Origin of the sequence: Ferribacterium limneticum, from assembly GCF_020510625.1 — a bacterium.
GTDB lineage: Bacteria > Pseudomonadota > Gammaproteobacteria > Burkholderiales > Rhodocyclaceae > Azonexus > Azonexus limneticus_A.
Map to the genome: position 1 here is coordinate 1290220 of NZ_CP075191.1, position 19028 is coordinate 1309247.

The following is a 19028-nucleotide window of genomic DNA, read 5'->3' on the forward strand; positions in this document are numbered from 1 at the left end:
CAGCATGGCGCATTACGACCTCGAAGAGCAGGAACAGATAGACACCCTGAAGACCTGGTGGAAAATGTACGGCAACCTCGTGACGAGCGTGCTCGTCGCGGCGTCGCTGGCAGTGATCGGGTGGCAGGGCTGGAACTGGTATCAAGGCGGTCAGGCCGCCAAGGCGTCGGCGATCTATGGCGTGCTCGAACAGGCGGCAGCAGTTGGTGATGCCCAGAAAGTCAAGGCTGCCGCAGGCGAGCTGGCTGAGAAGTTCGGTAGCACCAACTATGCATCACTCGGCGCGATGCTTGCTGCCAAGCAATCTTTTGACGCGGGTGATCTGAAGACGGCCAAGACCCAGCTGACCTGGGTGGCAGAAAACGGCAAGGATGAGGTCAAGGACCTGGCTCGCCTCCGCTTGGCCGCCGTGCAGCTCGACGAAAAAGCCTACGATGAAGCCATCAAGCAACTTGATGCGGCGCATGCGCCGGCCTTTGACGCACGCTTCCAGGAATTGAAGGGTGATGTGTTAGCTGCACAGGGCAAGAAGGCTGAAGCAAAGGCTGCCTACAAGTCAGCGCTGGACAAGATGGCCGGCAAGCAGGGCGCAGGTCGCGAATTGCTGCAGCAGAAGCTTGACGGCTTGGGTGAGGCAGCCTGATGTCACGTCAGCTGATTGCCTTGTTTGCCGCCGCGGGATTGCTTCTGAGCGGTTGCGCCACGATCTCCGATGGACTGGATGCGATCAATCCGTTCGCCAGTTCCGGGCCGAAAATGGCCCCTCTGCCACCGCTCAATACCACTGCTGAAGTTCGCACTGTGTGGTCGACCAGCGTCAGCAAGGCAGGAAACTACACTTTTACGCCGGCGGTTGTTGGAAACGTGGTTTACGTTGCTGCGGCGAATGGCACGGTCAGCCGAATTGAAGATGGCAAGGCTGTCTGGAAAATTGACGCAGGCCAGCCTTTGTCGGCTGGTGTCGGTGCCAATGGTCGCCTGGTGGTGGTCGCTACACCCAAGGGTGAAGTGCTGGCGTTCTCGGCAGAGGACGGCAAAGCCTTGTGGAAAGCTCGGGTGTCGAGTGAAGTTCTTGCTGCACCAGCGATTGGTGATGATGGCGTTGCCGTGAAGAGTGGCGACAATCAGGTATTTTTGCTCGATGCTGGCGATGGTGGGCGGAAATGGGCCTATCAGCGTGCGACGCCGCCCTTGTCGGTGCGTAGTGCCGGATCGCCTGTCTTTGCTGATCGCTATTTGTTCGTCGGTTACCCTGGGGGCAAGCTGGTTGCGCTGGCCCTGCAGAACGGTGCCCCTGTCTGGGAGGGTGCGGTTGCTTTGCCGAAGGGCGCGACCGAACTTGATCGGGTTGCCGATATTGTTGCCTCGCCGGTGATTGATGGTCGGCAGATTTGTGCCGTCGCCTTTCAGGGGCGGGTTGCCTGCTTCGATATGGGGCAAGGTGGGGCCATGGTCTGGTCACGCGACATCTCTTCGGTATCCGGCCTCGCCATGGATGGCCGCTACGTGTTCGTCACCGATGACAAGGGTGTCGTTTATGCCCTGGATCGCTTGTCTGGCAGCAGCCTGTGGAAGCAGGACAAGCTGAAAAATCGTCGCCTTTCCGCACCTGTCGTTCGGCGCGGTTTGGTCGTCGTGGCAGATGCAGAAGGCATCTTGCATTTTCTTTCTCGTGAAGACGGTAGCTTTGCCGCACGCCTGAAAACCGATGGCACGCCGGTTCGCGCGCCTCTTCAATTGCTCGGTTCCTCGGTTCTGGTTCAAACCTCCGGTGGTAGCGTGAGCGCAATCGAGGCTCAATGAAACCTACGCTCGTTCTGGTTGGCCGGCCCAATGTCGGCAAATCTACCCTTTTCAACCGCATGACCAAGTCGCGCGACGCCATCGTCGCCGACATGCCGGGCCTGACCCGTGATCGTCACTATGGTCATGGCAAACTGGGCAAGAAACCTTATCTGGTCGTCGATACCGGCGGTTTCGAACCGCTGGTCAAGGAAGGCATCCTGCATGAAATGGCCCGCCAGACCGAGCAGGCGATTGCCGAGGCCGACGCCATCATCTTCGTGGTGGATGGTCGTAGCGGCCTGACGCCCCACGACAAGGAAATCGCCAACAAGCTGCGGCGCATCGACCGGCCGGTATTTGTCGCGGTCAACAAGGCTGAGGGCATGAACTCCGGGATGGTCGAAGCCGAGTTCCACGAACTCGGCTTGGGTGAGCCCAATGCCATTTCTGCGGCCCATGGCGAAGGTGTCCGCGGTCTAGTAGAAATGGCACTGGAGGATTTCCCGGAGCCAGAAGAAGATGAATGGCACTCCGACTCTGTTCGCGTCGCCATTGTTGGTCGCCCCAATGTCGGCAAGTCCACGCTGATCAACACGCTGCTCGGTGAAGAGCGGGTTATCGCCTTCGATGCACCGGGTACGACGCGTGATTCGATCGAAATCGACTTCGAGCGTGGTGGTCGCAAATATGTTTTGGTCGATACGGCCGGCATGCGCAAGCGCGGCAAGGTTTTCGAGTCGATCGAAAAATTCTCGGTGGTAAAGACCTTGCAGTCCATCGAGGATGCTAATGTGGTCATCCTGATGGTCGATGCCCAGGCCGATGTCTCTGACCAGGATGCACATATTGCCGATTTCATCGTGCAAAGTGGCCGTGCGCTGGTGGTTGCCGTCAACAAGTGGGATGGCCTTGATGCCTATACCCGCGAGCAGACGCGACAGATATTGCAGCGCAAGCTGAAATTCCTGGAGTTTGCCAAATTCCATTTCATTTCAGCACGCGACAACATTGGTCTTGGCAACATGTTCCGCTCGGTCGATTCCGCCTATGCGGCAGCGATGGCAAAGATGACTACGCCACGCCTGACCCGGGTGCTGATTGATGCGGTAGCCAAGCAGGCGCCAGCCAAGCATGGCCTTTTCCGCCCGAAGCCGCGTTATGCCCACCAAGGTGGCTCAAACCCGCCGATCATCGTGATTCACGGTAACGCGGTTGATCAGATCACCGATAGCTACCGTCGTTTCCTTGAGCATACGTTCCGTGAAGCCTTCAAATTGCAGGGAACGCCATTGCGCATCCAGTTCGTCTCAGCAAAGAACCCATTTGCCGACAAAGACAAGAAATAATCTGCAAATTTTTTCGCATCACCCCCCAAATTTGGGTACATTAGGACCCTCATAACAACTACCACCATGGAGTCCACACCATGAGCAACAAAGGGCAACTTTTACAAGACCCCTTCCTCAACGCTCTTCGTCGCGAGCATGTTCCCGTCTCTATTTACCTGGTAAACGGGATCAAATTGCAGGGCCAGGTTGAATCGTTCGACCAGTACGTCGTTTTACTAAAAAATACGGTTACCCAGATGGTGTACAAGCACGCTATCTCGACCGTGGTTCCGGCCCGTCCGGTCAACCTTCAGCAGGAACAGGCGGCGGAATAATCGCCTACTGTCCACAGGCCCGCCCAATCGGCGGGCTGACTTCCCAACACTTCAGGAATCGCCCATGATTGAACGACCCGCCGCCGGTGAACGCGCGGTGATCGTTCAGATTGACTTCGGCCAGCTTGATCTTGAAGATCAGCTGGAAGAGGTCAGGTTGCTGGCTGAATCAGCGGGGGGGCTGGTCGTGGCAGAAGTCGGCGGTCGCCGACAGAGTCCCGATCCAAAAACCTACGCCGGTAAAGGCAAGGTCGATGAAATTGCAGCGATGATTGCTGCTGCCGAGGCGGACTTGGTGATTTTCAATCATGAACTCTCGCCGGCGCAGCAGCGTAATCTGGAACGGGCATTGCAATGTCGGGTGATCGACCGTACCAGTCTGATTCTTGATATTTTTGCCTTGCGCGCGTCCAGTGCAGAAGGCAAGTTGCAGGTCGAACTGGCTCAACTCGAACATCTTTCGACCCGACTGGTTCGTGGCTGGACTCACCTGGAACGGCAACGCGGCGGTATCGGTATGCGTGGTCCCGGTGAAAAGCAGCTGGAAACCGATCGGCGTTTGCTGGGCAATCGCGTCAAATTGCTGAAGGAGAGGCTGGCTAAACTTTCCAGGCAACGCGGTGTTCAGCGCAAGGCTAGGATGCGTGGCGATGTTCTCAGTGTTTCGATGGTTGGCTATACCAATGCCGGCAAGTCGACCTTGTTCAATGCGCTGACCCATGCTGGCGTTTATGCTGCCAATCAGTTGTTTGCAACGCTCGATACCACTTCACGAAAGTTGTGGATCGAAGGCGCCGGTAATATTGTGATTTCCGATACCGTGGGGTTCATACGGAATCTGCCGCATTCGCTGGTTGATGCGTTTCACGCGACGCTGGAAGCGGCGACCGATGCTGATATTCTTTTGCACGTGGTTGATAGTGCCAGTCATGCTCGTGAAGAGCAGATGAGCGAGGTCAACAAGGTGCTTGAGGAAATTGGAGCAGATTGTGTCAGGCAGGTTATCGCCTGGAACAAGATCGATCTCACCGATGCCTCGCCGGGAGTTGAGCGGGACGAGTATGGTAATATCGCGCGCGTTCGCGTCAGTGCGCGTTCTGGAGACGGCCTCGATTTGCTGCGTGAATCGTTGGCCGAATATGCCCGAGCCAAGGCCCAGGCCCGTAAAAAGGCGTTGGCTGAGGCCGAACAAGAAGCACAACACGACTATATAAACTGAATCCCCGACACCCATGATTCCGACCCTAGGTATTTTCATGTCGCTCAACGACCCGCAGTGGGGCAACCGTGGCAGCAACGACGGTGACAAGTCCAACGGCAACGGTCCGCGCCGCCCCAACGATGGCCCGCCGGATCTCGAAGAGCTTTGGCGTGACTTCAATCGCAAATTGTCCGGCATGTTCGGTAATAAAGGCGGTGGAGGCGGCAATGGCGGTGGCGATGGCCCACGCATGCCGAACATCGATTTCAACCCGAAATTTCTGGGGGGTGGCCTGGGGCTTTTGGTCGGTCTGGCGGCCATCGTCTGGCTGGCATCGGGCTTCTATATTGTGGACGCCTCGCAGCGTGGCCTTGTGCTGCAGTTTGGCAGTTACAAGGAGTCGACCGAACCGGGCCTGCGCTGGCGTTTTCCGTACCCCTTCCAGTCGCATGAACTGGTGAATCTGTCCGGGGTGCGTACCCTCGAAATAGGCTATCGTGGAACAGAACGGAACAAGGTGCTGAAAGAGGCGCTGATGCTGACGGATGACGAAAATATCGTAAATATCCAGTTTGCCGTTCAGTACATCTTGAAAGATCCGGTCGAGTATCTCTTCAACAATCGTTCTACGGATGAGGCAGTGATGGGCGCTGCCGAGTCGGCGGTTCGAGAGATTGTTGGCAAGAGCGCGATGAACTTCGTGCTTTATGAAGGCCGTGAGCAGATCGCGACTCAGGCTGCCAAGTTGATGCAGGACATTCTTGATCGTTACAAGAGCGGCATTCTGGTTTCCAAGGTAACCATGCAGAATGCCCAGCCGCCCGAGCAGGTTCAGTCTGCGTTTGACGATGCCGTCAAGGCAGGCCAGGATCGTGAGCGCCAGAAAAACGAAGGCCAGGCCTACGCTAATGACGTGATCCCGAAGGCCAAAGGTACGGCGGCTCGTTTGCTGGAGGAGGCCAACGGCCACAAGCAACGTGTTATTTCGACGGCGGAAGGTGATGCTTCGCGCTTCAGGCAGGTTCAGGTCGAATATGCCAAGGCTCCGGAGGTCACCCGTCAGCGCCTGTATCTGGAAACCATGCAGCAGGTTTATGCGAATACCAGCAAGGTTCTGGTCGATGCCAAGGGGCAGGGCAATCTGCTCTACCTGCCGCTCGACAAGCTGATGCAGTCTGCTGCGGGAATGTCCGCAGCGCAGGTCGGCCCGGTTGAAACGCAGGGAGCTACCGGCACAGTAAAACCGTCGTCACAGGTTTCGTCCGAAGTGCCGCCGCAACTGGAGCGTACACCGCAGGTTGGTGGTGGATCTTATTCTGGAAGTTCGCGCGAAGGTTCGTTGCGCTCGCGTGATCGGGAGGGACGTTGATGAGTCCGCGTAGCAATTTGATCGGTGCAATTGTCGCCACCCTGCTGGTGGTCCTTGCAATGTCCATATTTACTGTCGATCAGCGCCAGTACGCGCTGGTTTTCCAACTGGGTGAAGTCAAGCGGGTGATCACCGAGCCGGGGCTGAATTTTAAGATTCCGCTGGTCCAGAATGTGCGCTATTTCGAAAAGCGCATCATCACGCTCGACAATAATGAACCGGAACGTTTCATTACCTCCGAGAAGAAAAACGTTCTCGTCGACTCTTACATCAAGTGGCGGATCATCGATCCTAATCTCTACTACATTTCGGTGAGTGGCGATGAAGTTCGCGCCAAGACGCGCCTCAATCAGACGGTTAACGCCGGCCTGCGCGAGGAGTTCGGCAAGCGGACCGTGCATGACGTGGTGTCCGGTGAGCGCGACAAGATCATGGAGCAGATGCGCCAAAAGGCCGACACCGATGCGCGCAAGATTGGCGTGCAGATTGTCGATGTTCGCCTGAAGCGCGTCGAGCTACCGACTGAGGTCAGTGAAGCCGTCTATCGTCGTATGGAGGCTGAGCGCAAGCGCGTCGCCAACGAACTACGTTCCGAAGGCTCTGCCGAGGCTGAGAAAATCCGGGCCGATGCCGATCGCCAGCGCGAAATCATCATCGCCGATGCTTATCGCGACGCCCAGAAGATCAAGGGTGAAGGCGATGCCAAGGCTTCGGCAACCTATGCCAGTGCGTTCAGCGCAAATCCGGAGTTCTATGCCTTCTATCGCAGTCTTGAAGCGTACCGTGGCAGTTTCAAGAACAAGAACGATGTGATGGTTATCGAGCCGAGTTCAGACTTCTTCAAATACATGAAGAGCGTCGGGCGCGGTAACGACAAGGGCAAATGACATCGACCATTCTGCTGGCCTTCGCGCTGATGCTGGTGCTCGAAGGCCTTATGCCTTTTATCGCCCCGGCGGCCTGGCGTGAAACCTTTCGCCGCCTCACTCAATTTTCGGATGGGCAGATTCGCTTTGTCGGCCTGACGTCGATGCTGATCGGCTTGATCCTACTGATACTTTTCTCATGAACTGGTTGTTACCTGAATATCTGGCCGATGCGCTGCCCGCCGAGGCAGCACGCATCGAACGCCTGCGCCGCGCCGTTCTTGATCATTTTCGCAGCCAAGGCTTCGAGTTGGTCATGCCGCCTATGCTCGAATATCTGGAGTCGTTGCTGACCGGTGCAGGGCAGGACCTGAAACTGCGCACCTTCAAACTGGTCGATCAGCTTTCCGGTCGGACCATGGGGGTGCGGGCCGACATCACGCCGCAGGCTGCTCGTATCGATGCCCATCTGCTCAACCATCAAGGTGTAACCCGTCTCTGCTACTGCGGCAGCGTCCTGCATACCTTGCCGGCAACGATATCTGCCGGTCGCGAGCCGCTACAGATTGGCGCTGAACTCTACGGCTATGCCGGAATTGCCGCCGACCTTGACGTCATTCGTCTGATGGCCGGAGCTTTCGGGCAGGTCAAATTGCCGATCAGTCGCATTGATCTCGGGCATGTCGGCATCTTCCGCGCGCTGGCCGAAGCGGCCGGTTTGCCGCAGGAGGCCGAAGACAACGTATTGAGCCTGTTGCAGGCCAAGGACGTACCGGGCCTGATCGAAGCTTGTGCCGATGTACCGTCACCTTATCGCGAAGCGCTGCAGCGTTTGCCGCAACTTTATGGCGGCGTCGAAGTGCTGGAGCGTGCTGCCACAGAATTGCCGCAACTGCCAGCCATCACTGCTGCGCTGGAAGGCTTGCGCCACCTGTTGGCCAGCGCCCCCGAGTTGCCATTTTCGATCGACCTTTCCGATCTGCGCGGCTACCACTATCACAACGGCGTGGTATTTGCGGCCTACTGCGACGGCTACCCCGCAGCGATTGCGCTTGGTGGCCGCTACGATGGTGCGGGCAAGGCGTTCGGTCGGGCCCGTCCGGCTACCGGCTTCTCGATGGATTTGCGAGAAGTAGCGCGTCTGGCGCCGGCAGGCAAGTCGAATGGTGCGATTCTGGCCCCACATGCCGGACCGGACAAGCGCCTAGCAGTGCATATTGCTGCGTTGCGCGAACAGGGTGAGATTGTCGTTGAACTTCTGCCTGGCGAGACCGCCTGCGAAGGTCCGCTCTGCGATCGCAAGTTGGCGCTGGTCGGCGAACACTGGATTATTGAAGCAATACAAGAGGATTAAAAAATGGCCAAGAATGTCATCGTGGTGGGCACCCAGTGGGGCGACGAAGGTAAGGGCAAGATCGTCGACTGGCTGACCGATCACGCCAAAGGCGTGGTTCGTTTCCAGGGCGGCCATAACGCCGGCCATACGCTGGTCGTCGGTGAAAATGTCTACAAGCTGAATCTGGTGCCCTCCGGCATCGTGCGTGATGGTGTCGAGTGCTATATCGGCAACGGTGTCGTGCTCGATATCCATCACCTGATTTCTGAAATTGCCGAACTGGAGAAGGGCGGTATCGATGTCCGTTCCCGCCTGAAAATCAGCCCGGGATGCCCGCTCATCCTGCCTTATCACTCGGCCATCGACAAGGCGCGCGAGGCGGCCAAAGCCGGCGACAAGAAAATTGGCACGACCGGCAAGGGTATTGGTCCGACCTACGAGGACAAGGTTTCCCGCCGCGGTCTGCGCGTCTATGATCTGTTCCACCCGGAGCGCTTTGCCGAAAAGCTGAAGGAAGTTCTCGAATATCACAACTTCGTGCTGACCCAGTATTTCAAGGCTGAGGCCGTCGATTTCCAGACGGTCTACGATCAGGCGATGGCCGATGCCGAAGTGATCCGTCCAATGGTCGTCGATGTGTCAGCTGCGCTGTATGACGCCAACAAAGCTGGCCACAACATGCTGTTCGAGGGTGCCCAGGGAACGTTGCTCGACATCGACCACGGCACCTACCCGTTTGTGACCTCATCCAACTGCGTGGCTGGTCAGGCCGCTGCTGGCGCCGGTATCGGCCCGGGAATGCTTCACTACGTTCTGGGAATTACCAAGGCCTACTGTACGCGCGTGGGTGGCGGACCGTTCCCGAGCGAACTGGATATCGATACCGAAGGTACGCCAGGTCACCAGATGTTCAGCGTTGGCAAGGAATTTGGCACCGTTACTGGTCGCAAGCGCCGCTGTGGCTGGTTCGATGCAGCTTTGCTGCGCCGCTCCGCCCGTATCAACGGCCTGACCGGTTTGTGCATCACCAAGCTCGATGTTCTGGACGGTTTGAAGGAAATCAAGATCTGCACAGGCTACCAGCTTGGTGACAAGATCGTTGATCTGCTGCCGATCGGCGCTGATGATGTTGCACGTTGTGTGCCTATCTATGAAACCATGCCGGGCTGGGAGGGGACAACCTTCCGCGTCAAGCGCTGGGAGGATCTCCCGGTAGCGGCGCAAGCCTACCTGAATCGCCTGGAGCAACTGTGTGAAGTGCCGATCGCCATCGTGTCGACCGGTCCGGAGCGCGATGAGACCATTCTCAAGCAGCATCCCTTCAATTAATCCGCAGCGACGCAGGTAAGAAAAGAGAACGGGCCCAATGGGCCCGTTCTCCATTTCAGCGTGCAGGTACGGCCTGCCAGCCTTCCGGGCAGGCATTGGTGTACGGATAGTACTGGCCGGAAGATCCGCAGTAATACCAGGTGCCGTAGCCAGGTTGTGGCATTGGGCGGGGCGGGGGGCTATAGACAGGGGCTGGGGCGTAGTAACTCTGCGAAGCGACAGCGGCGCCAACGGCCAAGCCGGTGATGGCCAGCACAGCTGCCGGGCCAACCCAGCCGGAACCACCGCGGTGATGCTGATGCCCGCGGTGATGGTGGCCGCCATGGCGGCCCCAGTCAGCCTGGGCCGAAGTGGTGGTGCTCAGGGCCAGGAGTGCGGCGATGCAGAGGGCGGAAAACTTTTTCATGGTTCGACTCGTGTTTGTCGTTTGGACAAGCCGAATAACGCATTGCCCTGCGCAAGCGATTACCTGTGGTGTGTACGCAAGTGTTAGCAATTGTTGCAGCGGGCTAGCCGTGGGCTGCCTGAAAGGCAGGTGCAGCGTTTGGCAGATGGCTATCTTGAGCGGCAGACAAATCTGGCTGTAGAAATGAAAAAAGGCCTTGTTTGAACAAGGCCTTCTATCAAAATCGCTGGTGCCCAGGAAGGGACTCGAACCCCCACGGAGTTACCCGCTAGTACCTGAAACTAGTGCGTCTACCAATTCCGCCACCTGGGCACAGGTGCGAAGAGCGCGCATTTTACATGAATTCCGGCAGCTGTAAATAGTTTTTGTGCCGAGATTACATTCGGGCTTTTTCTTGGCGCTGTGAGACAATTCGCGCAGTCGTTCGGCGGATGCCGAAAAGAAAAAAGGCTTCGATTGCTCGAAGCCTCTGATCCGAATCTTTGGTGCCCAGAAAGGGACTCGAACCCCCACGGAGTTACCCGCTAGTACCTGAAACTAGTGCGTCTACCAATTCCGCCACCTGGGCACAGGTGCGAAGAGTGCGAATTTTAGAGGAAATAAAGTAAATGTCAAGAAAGAAGCTGTCCAAAATCCGACGAGCCGACCCCTTTTTCGAGCGTGAATTAGCCCGCTACGAATTCCCTTTGCCGTCACGTGAATATGTATCGCAGGTGCTGACTGATGAGGGGCGGCCGCTTGAGTTTGCCGAGTTGATTGAATTGCTCGATATCACCAGCAGTGAACGCGAGATGTTCCAGCGCCGGCTTGGCGCCATGGAGCGTGAAGGTCAGTTGTTACGCAACCGCAAAGGGGCCTACATCCTGCCCGAGCGGGCCAGTCTGACGCCGGGACGGGTACAGGGACATCCGGATGGTTACGGTTTTCTGGTTCCGGATGATGGCAGCGCGGATATCTTCCTCGACCAGCACCAGATGGGCAAAGTGTTGCATGGTGACCGGGCATTGGTCCGGGTGACCGGTATCGACCGCAAGGGGCGCCCGGAAGGCGGCATTGTCGAGGTGACCGAGCGGGTCAATACCCGGGTCGTTGGCCGGGTGTTCGTCGAGCACGGTGTCGTCTTCGTGGTGCCCGAAAACAAGCGTATTTCGCAGGATATTCTGGTGCCGCCCGAGAAGAAAGCGAAGTTCAAGCCGGAGTCGGGCCAGGTGGTGATGGTCGAGATCATCGAGCAGCCGAGCAAGTACTCCAAACCCATCGGGCAGATTATCGAGACGCTGGGTAACTATGCCGATCCGGGCATGGAAATCGAGATTGCGCTGCGCAAGCACGATTTGCCCTTCGAGTTTTCGAAGGCTGCGCTCGACGAGAACAAGGCGCTGCCGGACAAGGTCAAGAAAGCCGATTTCGCTGGCCGGGAGGATTTGCGCGAGTTGCCCTTGGTCACCATTGACGGTGAAACGGCGCGCGATTTCGACGATGCTGTGTTCTGCAAGAAGAGGGGGCGCGGCTGGCGGCTGGTGGTGGCGATTGCCGACGTGTCGCACTACGTCAAGCCTGGCATGGCACTCGATAAGGAGGCCCTGGAGCGCGGTAACTCGGTCTATTTCCCGCGTCGGGTGATTCCGATGCTGCCGGAGAAGCTGTCGAACGGCATCTGCTCGCTGAACCCGGATGTCGAGCGGATGGCCATGGTCTGCGACATGGAGATCAGTGCGAGCGGCAAGATTGGCAAATACCGTTTTTACCCTGCAGTTTTCCGCTCGCATGCGCGATTGACCTACAACCTCGTCTGGTCGTGGCTTTCCGGCGAGAAAAAGCCGGAAACCGAGGGTCATCTCAGCGTTCTGCCGCACGTACAGAATCTCTATAAGCTCTTCGGCGCTTTGCATAAGGCACGCGGTCAGCGGGGGGCCATCGATTTCGAAACGACCGAAACCCAGATGCTGTTCAATGAGCAGGGCAAGATCGAGAACATCGTGCCGGTGGTGCGCAACGACGCCCATCGCATCATCGAGGAATGCATGCTGGCCGCGAACGTCTGCGCTTCGGATTTCCTGGCCGAGCACAAGCAGACTTGTCTCTATCGCATCCATGAATCGCCGTCCGAAGACAAGTTGAAGAATCTCCGCGCCTTCCTTGGCGAATTCGGACTCGCCCTTGGCGGGGGGGATGAACCTCGGGCCAAGGATTACGGCATCCTGCTTGAAAAGGTCAAGCAGCGTCCGGATTTCCAGCTATTGCAGACGGTGATGTTGCGTTCGCTCCGGCAGGCGATGTATAGCCCCGATAACGTCGGCCATTTCGGGCTGGCCTATGATCACTACACCCACTTCACCTCGCCGATCCGGCGCTATCCCGATCTGCTGGTGCATCGCGCCATCAAGGCGGTGCTGGCCGGCGAGAAATATGTGCCGTCACGCGAGTGGGACGACATTGGCCTGCAATGTTCGTCGACCGAGCGGCGGGCTGACGAGGCGACGCGCGATGTCGAAAACTGGCTGAAGTGCTTCTTCATGAAGGAGCGCATCGGCGAAGAGTTCGAGGGGACGATTTCGGCGGTAACGGCCTTTGGTTTCTTCGTGGCGCTCGATACCATCTATATCGAAGGCTTGGTGCATGTCTCAGAGCTGGGTTCCGATTACTTCCAGTTCGACAACATCAAGCACCAGATGCTTGGTGAGCGGACCGGGCAGCGGTTCCGCCTCGGCGACCGGGTGAAGGTCAGGCTGGTGCGGGCCGATCTTGAGTCGAACCGGATCGATTTTGTGCTAGCCGGGGATGACAATGCGGTTCGGGGCAGAAGACCGGCCGGCAAGCCAGCCGTCAAGGTGGGCGGCAAGCCGTCTCTGGCCAAGGTTCAGGTCAAAGTGCCGGCAAGGGAACCGGCCAAATCTGCACGGTCGCCTGTAGCATCAGCCAAGGCGCCTGCCAAGAGGCCTGCCAAGGCTCCGGTCAAGGCTCCGGTCAAGGCGGCAAATACCTCGGCCAAGCCGGCAGGAAAGAAGCCGTCTTCTGCCAAGGCCAAGGCAGGCGTCGCCAAGCCACCGCGAAAAGCGGCTGCCAAGCGGCGCTAACCGCAGCATTCGTCCTCAATGGTGGGTGGGATCGAGCAGATCGCCTGCCTTGAGGGCGATGTTTGCAACCTGTGTTGCATCGAGGCCGGGCAATTGCTCGGCCAGCCACTCCAGCGAGGCGCCGGGGATGATGTGCTTGGCTTCGGCAATATCCGACGGCAAGGCAGGATCGTCTGGGCCGCCCGAAGCCAGATGTCGTGCGGTATCGACGCAAAGGCGGGAGAGATTGGCCCGCGGGTTGTCGACGCCGCGAATCAGCTGGGTGAGTAGCGAGGGCAGATGCCAGATCGTGGCGCACTTCAGCGTCAGATCCTTGAAACGGAAGCCGCAGGTATCTAGCTGGGCCTGAGCGGAGCGTGAAGCACGACCGGAGTGTAGGGCTGCCTGGGCGGCTTCAGGCAGTTCGTGGGCAAACAGCCAGAGCAGCAGTTCGCCCAGTTCCGAGAGCAAGGCGGCCATGGCGACTTCGTCCGGGGAAATGTCGGCTCGGGCCGATCCCCAACGCAGGGCAAGGTGTCGGGCCAGATAGGCGCTGGCTTCACAACTCGCGAGGCCGATGTTGGTTTCATCGGTTTCCTGGCTGTTGAGCAGCAGCTTGCGAAAGGTGTCCGTACCGATTTGCATCACTGCGGCAAGCGGCGTGGTGGTTTCATGTCCCAGGCGTTGGACGCGCCGGTTTTCAGCCTCGCGCAGTACGCGCAGGCAGAGGAAGGGGTCGCCGGCCGCGATGTCGGCGAGTTCCCGGGCGGCCAGCTGTTCGCCCTGGCAGGCTTCCAGGGCCAGCAACATGGCTTTGGAGCGTGGCATGCAAGGGAGTTCGCGGCTACTCAGGTGAGCTGCCCATTGATCGACACCCCAGCGTTTTTGATGGTCGGACAGCAAATTTTTTCCTGGAACTGAGTTGATACTTCTTTAACGTCAGTATCACTCAGAAATGAATATGCGTCGTTCAGTTCAACAAAATCGTAATAAAATGCGGGCTACTACTACCTTGGAGTGGCAATGACGACACAGCGGATGGCTTCAATCCCGATTCACAGGGATGAGTCCGCCGATGCATTGTCCGGTATTGCCGCCCATTGGCTGATGACCGGAGAGTTGCCTCCGGAACTGGTTACCGGTCACAAGCTGATCGATTTCGAGCATCGATTTCTGGTTTCCGCCATCGCGAATCTGCGCAGGGTGTGCATTGATCACGAAGCACTTGTGAATTGCAAGGCTTGCGGGCGTGGCATCCGGGAGGCTTGTGAGAGCCAGCTGATTGGCATGCTCGGTGACGTTTTTGCCTTCATTCTCGATCATTTCAAGACCGAGGAAAGCATCATGCGTGATTCGCTGATGATCATGGTCGATCGCGATGTCTGCCAGGCGCACATGGAAGATCATGCCGAGATTGCCGCCAAGGTGCAGGAAATCGTCTCGTCGCTTGATTCATTGCATATCGTCTCGCGGATCCGTGAGCTCGACGCATTGTTGTCCCGCTGGATCACCAATCACATTGCCTTGCATGATCTCCTGTTGTCCCGCTGGATTTCCCGCGAGGACTCCCTGATCCAGGGGTTTTGAGTCTTTTTCGCAGGCTTGCCCGGTCATGGCCGGTTTCCGGCGCTGTTCGCCGGCACGTTAGAATCCTCCATCCTGAATCACGAAAGCAGTCATGTCTTCCCGCCTGATCTACGGTTTTCACGCCATCACCGCCAAACTTCGTCACGATCCGGGCTCGGTCAAGGAAATCCTGATCGATGCCACGCGCCAGGATGCGCGCGCTCGTGATCTGCTCAGTCATGCCGAGTTGCAGGGTATCAACGTGGTGGCCAGCGATGGCAAGCGCCTCGACGGCATGGCGCCGGGCGCCAGTCATCAGGGAGTGATTGCGCGCATCGAAGGCGGCCGCAAGGTGGCGCATCTCGATGATGTGCTCGATACGCTCGAAGAGCCGGCTTTCCTGCTGGTGCTCGATGGCATTACCGATCCGCGTAATCTCGGTGCCTGCCTGCGCGTTGCTGACGCGGCCGGGGTGCATGCGGTGATCGCGCCCAAGGATCGGGCTGTCGGCTTGACCGATGTCGCGGCCAAGACGGCATGCGGTGCGGCAGAAACGATCCCTTACGTGATGGTGACCAATCTCGCTCGTACCTTGCGCGAACTGCAGGAACGCGAGATCTGGGTGATCGGTACGGCGGGCGAGGCCGAGAGCGATCTCTATGCCGCCGAGTGGCCAAAAGCGACTGCCTGGGTGATGGGGGCCGAAGGCGAGGGCATGCGCCGCCTGACTCGCGAAAACTGCGACCAGCTGGTCAAGATTCCCATGTTTGGCACCGTCGAAAGCCTGAATGTGTCTGTGGCGGCTGGCGTCTGTTTGTTCGAGGCGCGTCGGCGCCTGGGGTAACTCAGGCTTTTGCTGTAGGCCAAGCTTGGGGCGGCAGCCGCTTGCCCCGATTGCCGCAGTGATCTTCTGTGGCCCGGGTTTTTCTCGCGTTCAAACTGGGTGGTGCGCCCACCCAAAAAATGTCAGGGTCAGCGGGAGCGCGCCAGATCGAGGTCGGCGCGGTTTTTCTCGTCGACATAGATCCCGCTGGCAGCCGGCTGGCTGCTGGCAAAACAGCTGACTTCGACATTGGCCAGTGCTTTTGCCTTGTGCAGCACGTCGACCGCGCAACGCCCGAACACGCTTTCGATGGTGCTCAGCAGATTACGGGCGTAGGGCGTTTCCAGCTTGCCATCGAGGATCAGGTTGGCGAGCAGCACACCCTCCGGTTTCAGCACGCGGCGCGTGCCGGCCCAGAATTCGCGAGTGACCAGGTGACTGGGGATCGAGGTGTGCGAACTGTAAACGTCGACGACGACGGCATCGAAGCGACGCTCGCTGGTGGCGATAAAGCGGCGGGCATCATCGACGATGAATTCGCCGCGGGACGGCTCTTTCAGGAAATGCTTTTCGGCGATGTCACGGATGGCCGGGTCGATATCGACATAGGTGTAGCGATTCAGCGGCTCACGATGCGACAGCGTGAAGCCGCCGGCACCGAGGACGAGGATTTCCTTGCCCTTGAAGCCGAGATCGTCGAGCAGGATCTGGCGCAGGTGTCTGATGTAGCGGGTGTAGTTGGGAGGCTCGCTGTCGTCGATCAATGAGGCGAGCGACTTGTTGACCATGAAGGCCCGCGGATCTTTCTGGCCGGCCAGTTCGGCCGGGCCGACGATGTATTCGGCGTAGGCCGTGTCCGCCGTCACGGTGTGCTGGCCATTGAAGCCGGCGGCGACGGCGACGATAGTGAAAGCGAGCAGGGCAAACTTGAGATTCCGTCCGGCCAGCAGCAGCGCGCCAATGACCAGCCCCAGCGTGCAGGCGAAGACGGCGGCCGATACGCTCAGCCATTGCATGACGATCAGCGACAGCGTCAGCGAGCCGAGGAAGGAACCGAGCGTCGACCAATAGAGTGCCATGCCGCTGGCTTCGCCAGTGCGTTCGGCCTGCATCAGGTTGGTCAGGATGGGCACGGTCTGGCCAAGCAGCCAGGCGAGCGGGCAAAGCACGCCGCCGATGAAGAAAAGGTAGGCAACCAACACGGGCTGGAGATGGGCAAACATCCAGTCGACACTGAGGCCGGCCAGTCCGAGTCCGGCCAGGGCGGCAGAAATCAGGAAGTTGCGGGCGACGATTCGTTTGTAATCGGCGGCGACCCGGGCTCCCGAGGCGTAACCAAGGGCCAGCGCGAGCAGGAAGAAGCCGATGGTCGGCGCCGTGATGATGATCGAACTGCCGACATGCGGGACAAGGCGGCGCAGGGCGATGACTTCGGCACCGAGCGAACAGAAGCCTTCGATGAAGACGATGGCGTAGATGAGCAGGCGTGACATCCGCGCATTATCGGCCAGATGGCGGCTGCCTGTCCTGCCGCCAAATCACTCGATGGCGCGCAGGGCGGGCTGGTTTTCGAGGATTGCGTCGAGGGTGGCCAGCGCGGTGGCAAAATCGTAGTCATCCACTTCGAGACGCAGGCGGGCGCCTTTTTGATCGCCGCTGCCCAGGCTGTGGCGCAGTTTCTCCGGGGCATCCTGGTGCGAACTGACGAACAGCTTCAGCAGTTCAAGCAGCAGTTCCGGCTTGCCGAGGGTGGCGCGCAGGCCGGTCTTCGTCGAAGGCGTTGGCGGTCAGGGCGACGATAGGGGTGCTGGCGTAATGCGCCATCCGGCGAATCCGCCGGACTGCTTCTTGGCCGTCCATCCGGGGCATCATGATGGCAAGCAGAATCAGGTCGGGAATCGATAGGGGAGCGAAAGCGGGGCGGCGTTTGCCAGGCTACCGCGCCTCAGGCTCGCTGACCGAAGCGCAACCAGCTGGCGCTGGTGAAGATCAGCAGGCCGATCCAGATCAGCGCGAAGCTGACCAGACGGGCTGGCTGCAACGGCTCGCCGAACAGATAGACGGCCGTTACGAATTGCATGGTCGGATTGATGTACATCAGCATGCCGACCATGGCCAGGTCGAGGCGCTGCGTTGCTGCGGCAAAGGCCATCAGCGGCAGGGCGGTGAGAAGGCCGGAGGCGATCAGCAGCAGGGTGGTCGTGTCGCCGGCCAGCGTGAAGACCGCATGGCCGTGCCAGCCCTGCCACGCTGCATAGGCCAGGCAGATGGGCAGCATGGCGAGCGTTTCGAGGCACAGCCCGGAAATGGCATCGACCGGCACCTGCTTGCGCAACAGGCCATAGCAGCCGAAGGTGGCGGCCAGGAACAGCGAGATCCACGGCAGGCTGCCGAGGGCGACCAGTTCGTTGCCAACAGCGACCATAGCCAGGCCGATCGCCAGCCATTCCCGGCGTGACAGGCGTTCCTTGAGAACGAGCAGGCCGAGCAGCACGTTGACCAGCGGGGTCAGGAAATAGCCGAGGCTGGAGGCGACGACCTGCTGGTGATCGACGGCCCACAGAAAGCCGAGCCAGTTGCTGCCGAGCAGCAGGGCGGCGACGCTCAGGCGGATGATGTGGTGCGGTGTGGCGAACAGGCCGACGACCTTGTCCCAGCGTTGCCGCAGGGTGAGCAGAATGACGACGAAGACGAAGGCCCATAGCGTGCGGTTGGACAGGATGTCCATCGGCGAAACATGGCCGAGCTGCCGGAAGAAAAGCGGGAAGAAGCCCCAGATGACGTAGGCAAGCAGGCCGTAGCCGATCCCGGCCAGCGGGAGCTTGGCGTTCATGCCTCAGGCCGGATCGCGCAGGATATGCAAGGCCGGCGACCGGTAATCGCGCCGGAAGAGCACGACCAGCACAACGATCGACAACAGGCTCAGCGCCATCGAATTGAGTAGCCAGCCCGAGGCGGCCAGCCCGAAGTAATAGGCGCGGATGCCTCGGTTGAAGTCGTCGCCGGCCAGGTTGTTGGCCCCGGCGACACGCTGAGCATAGACGTCGATGCCGGGCTCGCCAGCCTTGCCGAAGGGGGCGCCGCCAACCAGGATGGAGAGCAGGTTGAACTGGCGCAGCGACCAGGTGAACTTGAAATAGGCATAAACGAAACTGGCCAGTACCAGCATCAGTTTGATTTCGAGCAGCTCGCGGTTACCGGTATTGCCGAAGGGCAGGTCGGCGGTGAAGCTGACCAGCTTGTCGGAGGCGCCGAGGGCCGCCACCAGGCCGGCGATGATGTAGATGGTGGTGTTGGCGTAGAACGAAACGCTGGTCACCAGATTGCCGATCAGCGTCGAATCGGTCACCCGCACGTCGCGTTCGAGCATGCGGTAGGCCCATTGCAGGCGAAATTGCTGGGTGGTGCGGATCAGGCCATTGGCACCCCACTGGCTGTGTTCCGAATACCAGGCATAACCGGCCCAGCAGGCGAAGAACACCGCCAGTGACAGCCAATCGACAGCGCTAAGGTGGGGCAGGGCATGCATTCCCGCATATTGCCATAGAGCCTGCGCTTCGGATATTGGGGAAGAACCTCGCCATGCATGGGGGGGCGTTGCCCGCGCCCATGGGATGGCGCTCGACCA

General features: G+C 59.0%; 19 protein-coding genes, 2 tRNA genes and 1 pseudogene. 14 read left to right on the plus strand and 8 right to left on the minus strand.

Annotation, left to right across the window (positions count from 1 at the left end; all coding sequences use genetic code 11):
- Positions 1 to 4: 4 nt before the first annotated feature.
- From KI617_RS06210 to KI617_RS06255, 10 genes are all read left to right on the plus strand, one after another.
- Positions 5 to 643: a YfgM family protein gene (locus KI617_RS06210; RefSeq protein ID WP_226451144.1), complete on the plus strand. Its 639-nt coding sequence runs from the start codon at positions 5 to 7 to the stop codon at positions 641 to 643.
- Positions 643 to 1803 (plus strand): outer membrane protein assembly factor BamB, encoded by a 1161-nt coding sequence (bamB, locus tag KI617_RS06215; RefSeq protein ID WP_226451145.1) that lies wholly within the window; start codon positions 643 to 645, stop codon positions 1801 to 1803. Before KI617_RS06210 ends, bamB begins: the two co-directional genes overlap by 1 nt.
- Positions 1800 to 3131 (plus strand): ribosome biogenesis GTPase Der, encoded by a 1332-nt coding sequence (gene der / locus KI617_RS06220; protein WP_226451146.1) that lies wholly within the window; start codon positions 1800 to 1802, stop codon positions 3129 to 3131. Before bamB ends, der begins: the two co-directional genes overlap by 4 nt.
- An 80-nt stretch (positions 3132 to 3211) precedes the next feature.
- The gene (gene hfq / locus KI617_RS06225; protein WP_011288708.1) at positions 3212 to 3448 is read left to right on the plus strand and encodes an RNA chaperone Hfq; all 237 of its coding nucleotides are present in this window, start codon (positions 3212 to 3214) and stop codon (positions 3446 to 3448) included.
- A gap of 64 nt (positions 3449 to 3512) precedes the next feature.
- A complete protein-coding gene (hflX, locus tag KI617_RS06230; RefSeq protein ID WP_226451147.1) occupies positions 3513 to 4667 on the plus strand; it encodes a GTPase HflX in 1155 nt (384 codons plus the stop codon).
- 37 nt (positions 4668 to 4704) lie between these two features.
- Positions 4705 to 6018, plus strand: coding sequence for an FtsH protease activity modulator HflK (gene hflK, locus KI617_RS06235; RefSeq protein ID WP_226451148.1), 1314 nt, complete (start codon positions 4705 to 4707; stop codon positions 6016 to 6018).
- Positions 6018 to 6905, plus strand: coding sequence for a protease modulator HflC (gene hflC, locus KI617_RS06240; RefSeq protein ID WP_226451149.1), 888 nt, complete (start codon positions 6018 to 6020; stop codon positions 6903 to 6905). Before hflK ends, hflC begins: the two co-directional genes overlap by 1 nt.
- Positions 6902 to 7087: a DUF2065 domain-containing protein gene (locus KI617_RS06245; RefSeq protein ID WP_226451150.1), complete on the plus strand. Its 186-nt coding sequence runs from the start codon at positions 6902 to 6904 to the stop codon at positions 7085 to 7087. The genes hflC and KI617_RS06245 overlap by 4 nt, the downstream gene beginning before the upstream one ends.
- A complete protein-coding gene (locus KI617_RS06250; protein ID WP_226451151.1) occupies positions 7084 to 8238 on the plus strand; it encodes an ATP phosphoribosyltransferase regulatory subunit in 1155 nt (384 codons plus the stop codon). The genes KI617_RS06245 and KI617_RS06250 overlap by 4 nt, the downstream gene beginning before the upstream one ends.
- 3 nt (positions 8239 to 8241) lie before the next feature.
- Entirely contained in the window at positions 8242 to 9549 is a 1308-nt protein-coding gene (locus KI617_RS06255; protein WP_226451152.1) for an adenylosuccinate synthase, read from the plus strand.
- A 55-nt stretch (positions 9550 to 9604) separates the two neighbouring features.
- Here KI617_RS06255 and KI617_RS06260 read toward each other — a convergent pair whose 3' ends face one another.
- From KI617_RS06260 to KI617_RS06270, 3 genes are all read right to left on the minus strand, one after another.
- On the minus strand, positions 9605 to 9955 hold the full coding sequence (locus tag KI617_RS06260; RefSeq protein ID WP_226451153.1) for a hypothetical protein: 351 nt from the start codon (positions 9953 to 9955) through the stop codon (positions 9605 to 9607).
- A 227-nt stretch (positions 9956 to 10182) separates the two neighbouring features.
- Positions 10183 to 10267: transfer RNA gene (locus KI617_RS06265), tRNA-Leu, on the minus strand.
- A 171-nt stretch (positions 10268 to 10438) separates the two neighbouring features.
- Positions 10439 to 10523 (minus strand) — tRNA-Leu (locus tag KI617_RS06270).
- A 40-nt stretch (positions 10524 to 10563) separates the two neighbouring features.
- Between KI617_RS06270 and rnr the strand changes: the two genes are divergently transcribed.
- Positions 10564 to 13032 carry a ribonuclease R gene (gene rnr, locus KI617_RS06275; protein WP_226451154.1) on the plus strand — a complete coding sequence of 823 codons (2469 nt, stop codon included), beginning with the start codon at positions 10564 to 10566 and terminating at the stop codon, positions 13030 to 13032.
- 15 nt (positions 13033 to 13047) lie between these two features.
- Here the strand turns inward: rnr and KI617_RS06280 are convergent, their stop codons facing one another.
- Entirely contained in the window at positions 13048 to 13839 is a 792-nt protein-coding gene (locus KI617_RS06280) for an HDOD domain-containing protein (protein ID WP_226451155.1), read from the minus strand.
- Positions 13840 to 14034: 195 nt separating this feature from the next.
- On the opposite strand from KI617_RS06280, the gene KI617_RS06285 reads away from it, so the two are divergent.
- Both KI617_RS06285 and rlmB read left to right on the plus strand, forming a co-directional pair.
- Positions 14035 to 14598: a bacteriohemerythrin gene (locus KI617_RS06285; protein ID WP_226451156.1), complete on the plus strand. Its 564-nt coding sequence runs from the start codon at positions 14035 to 14037 to the stop codon at positions 14596 to 14598.
- A 91-nt stretch (positions 14599 to 14689) separates the two neighbouring features.
- Positions 14690 to 15421: a 23S rRNA (guanosine(2251)-2'-O)-methyltransferase RlmB gene (gene rlmB / locus KI617_RS06290; protein ID WP_226451157.1), complete on the plus strand. Its 732-nt coding sequence runs from the start codon at positions 14690 to 14692 to the stop codon at positions 15419 to 15421.
- Positions 15422 to 15549: 128 nt separating this feature from the next.
- On the opposite strand, the gene KI617_RS06295 is transcribed toward rlmB, so the two are convergent.
- Positions 15550 to 16893 carry a fused MFS/spermidine synthase gene (locus KI617_RS06295; protein ID WP_226451158.1) on the minus strand — a complete coding sequence of 448 codons (1344 nt, stop codon included), beginning with the start codon at positions 16891 to 16893 and terminating at the stop codon, positions 15550 to 15552.
- 18 nt (positions 16894 to 16911) lie between these two features.
- Here KI617_RS06295 and KI617_RS06300 point away from each other — a divergent pair, with 18 nt between their 5' ends.
- Positions 16912 to 17202 (plus strand): hypothetical protein, encoded by a 291-nt coding sequence (locus tag KI617_RS06300; protein WP_226451159.1) that lies wholly within the window; start codon positions 16912 to 16914, stop codon positions 17200 to 17202.
- Positions 17203 to 17224: 22 nt separating this feature from the next.
- Here KI617_RS06300 and KI617_RS20515 read toward each other — a convergent pair.
- The 3 genes and pseudogenes from KI617_RS20515 to KI617_RS06315 form a co-directional block, all read right to left on the minus strand.
- Positions 17225 to 17272, minus strand: a pseudogene (locus tag KI617_RS20515) (hypothetical protein); the annotation flags it as partial.
- Positions 17273 to 17345: 73 nt separating this feature from the next.
- On the minus strand, positions 17346 to 18233 hold the full coding sequence (rarD, locus tag KI617_RS06310) for an EamA family transporter RarD (RefSeq protein ID WP_226451160.1): 888 nt from the start codon (positions 18231 to 18233) through the stop codon (positions 17346 to 17348).
- A gap of 3 nt (positions 18234 to 18236) precedes the next feature.
- Complete coding sequence (locus KI617_RS06315) at positions 18237 to 18929, minus strand: DUF599 domain-containing protein (protein ID WP_226451161.1); 693 nt, start codon at positions 18927 to 18929, stop codon at positions 18237 to 18239.
- Positions 18930 to 19028 lie beyond the last annotated feature (99 nt).

What these genes read in the sequence shown, in the direction of transcription:
- KI617_RS06255 (WP_226451152.1), top strand. Translation starts at nt 8,242, where the DNA reads ATGGCCAAGAATGTCATCGTGGTGGGCACCCAGTGGGGCGACGAAGGT.
- KI617_RS06245 (WP_226451150.1), top strand. Translation starts at nt 6,902, where the DNA reads ATGACATCGACCATTCTGCTGGCCTTCGCGCTGATGCTGGTGCTCGAA.
- rarD (WP_226451160.1), bottom strand. Translation starts at nt 18,233, where the DNA reads ATGAACGCCAAGCTCCCGCTGGCCGGGATCGGCTACGGCCTGCTTGCC.
- hflK (WP_226451148.1), top strand. Translation starts at nt 4,705, where the DNA reads ATGTCGCTCAACGACCCGCAGTGGGGCAACCGTGGCAGCAACGACGGT.
- KI617_RS06315 (WP_226451161.1), bottom strand. Translation starts at nt 18,929, where the DNA reads ATGCATGCCCTGCCCCACCTTAGCGCTGTCGATTGGCTGTCACTGGCG.
- hfq (WP_011288708.1), top strand. Translation starts at nt 3,212, where the DNA reads ATGAGCAACAAAGGGCAACTTTTACAAGACCCCTTCCTCAACGCTCTT.
- hflX (WP_226451147.1), top strand. Translation starts at nt 3,513, where the DNA reads ATGATTGAACGACCCGCCGCCGGTGAACGCGCGGTGATCGTTCAGATT.
- KI617_RS06250 (WP_226451151.1), top strand. Translation starts at nt 7,084, where the DNA reads ATGAACTGGTTGTTACCTGAATATCTGGCCGATGCGCTGCCCGCCGAG.
- der (WP_226451146.1), top strand. Translation starts at nt 1,800, where the DNA reads ATGAAACCTACGCTCGTTCTGGTTGGCCGGCCCAATGTCGGCAAATCT.
- KI617_RS06210 (WP_226451144.1), top strand. Translation starts at nt 5, where the DNA reads ATGGCGCATTACGACCTCGAAGAGCAGGAACAGATAGACACCCTGAAG.
- KI617_RS06280 (WP_226451155.1), bottom strand. Translation starts at nt 13,839, where the DNA reads ATGCCACGCTCCAAAGCCATGTTGCTGGCCCTGGAAGCCTGCCAGGGC.
- KI617_RS06260 (WP_226451153.1), bottom strand. Translation starts at nt 9,955, where the DNA reads ATGAAAAAGTTTTCCGCCCTCTGCATCGCCGCACTCCTGGCCCTGAGC.
- bamB (WP_226451145.1), top strand. Translation starts at nt 643, where the DNA reads ATGTCACGTCAGCTGATTGCCTTGTTTGCCGCCGCGGGATTGCTTCTG.
- KI617_RS06295 (WP_226451158.1), bottom strand. Translation starts at nt 16,893, where the DNA reads ATGTCACGCCTGCTCATCTACGCCATCGTCTTCATCGAAGGCTTCTGT.
- rlmB (WP_226451157.1), top strand. Translation starts at nt 14,690, where the DNA reads ATGTCTTCCCGCCTGATCTACGGTTTTCACGCCATCACCGCCAAACTT.
- KI617_RS06300 (WP_226451159.1), top strand. Translation starts at nt 16,912, where the DNA reads ATGGCGGCTGCCTGTCCTGCCGCCAAATCACTCGATGGCGCGCAGGGC.
- rnr (WP_226451154.1), top strand. Translation starts at nt 10,564, where the DNA reads ATGTCAAGAAAGAAGCTGTCCAAAATCCGACGAGCCGACCCCTTTTTC.
- KI617_RS06285 (WP_226451156.1), top strand. Translation starts at nt 14,035, where the DNA reads ATGACGACACAGCGGATGGCTTCAATCCCGATTCACAGGGATGAGTCC.
- hflC (WP_226451149.1), top strand. Translation starts at nt 6,018, where the DNA reads ATGAGTCCGCGTAGCAATTTGATCGGTGCAATTGTCGCCACCCTGCTG.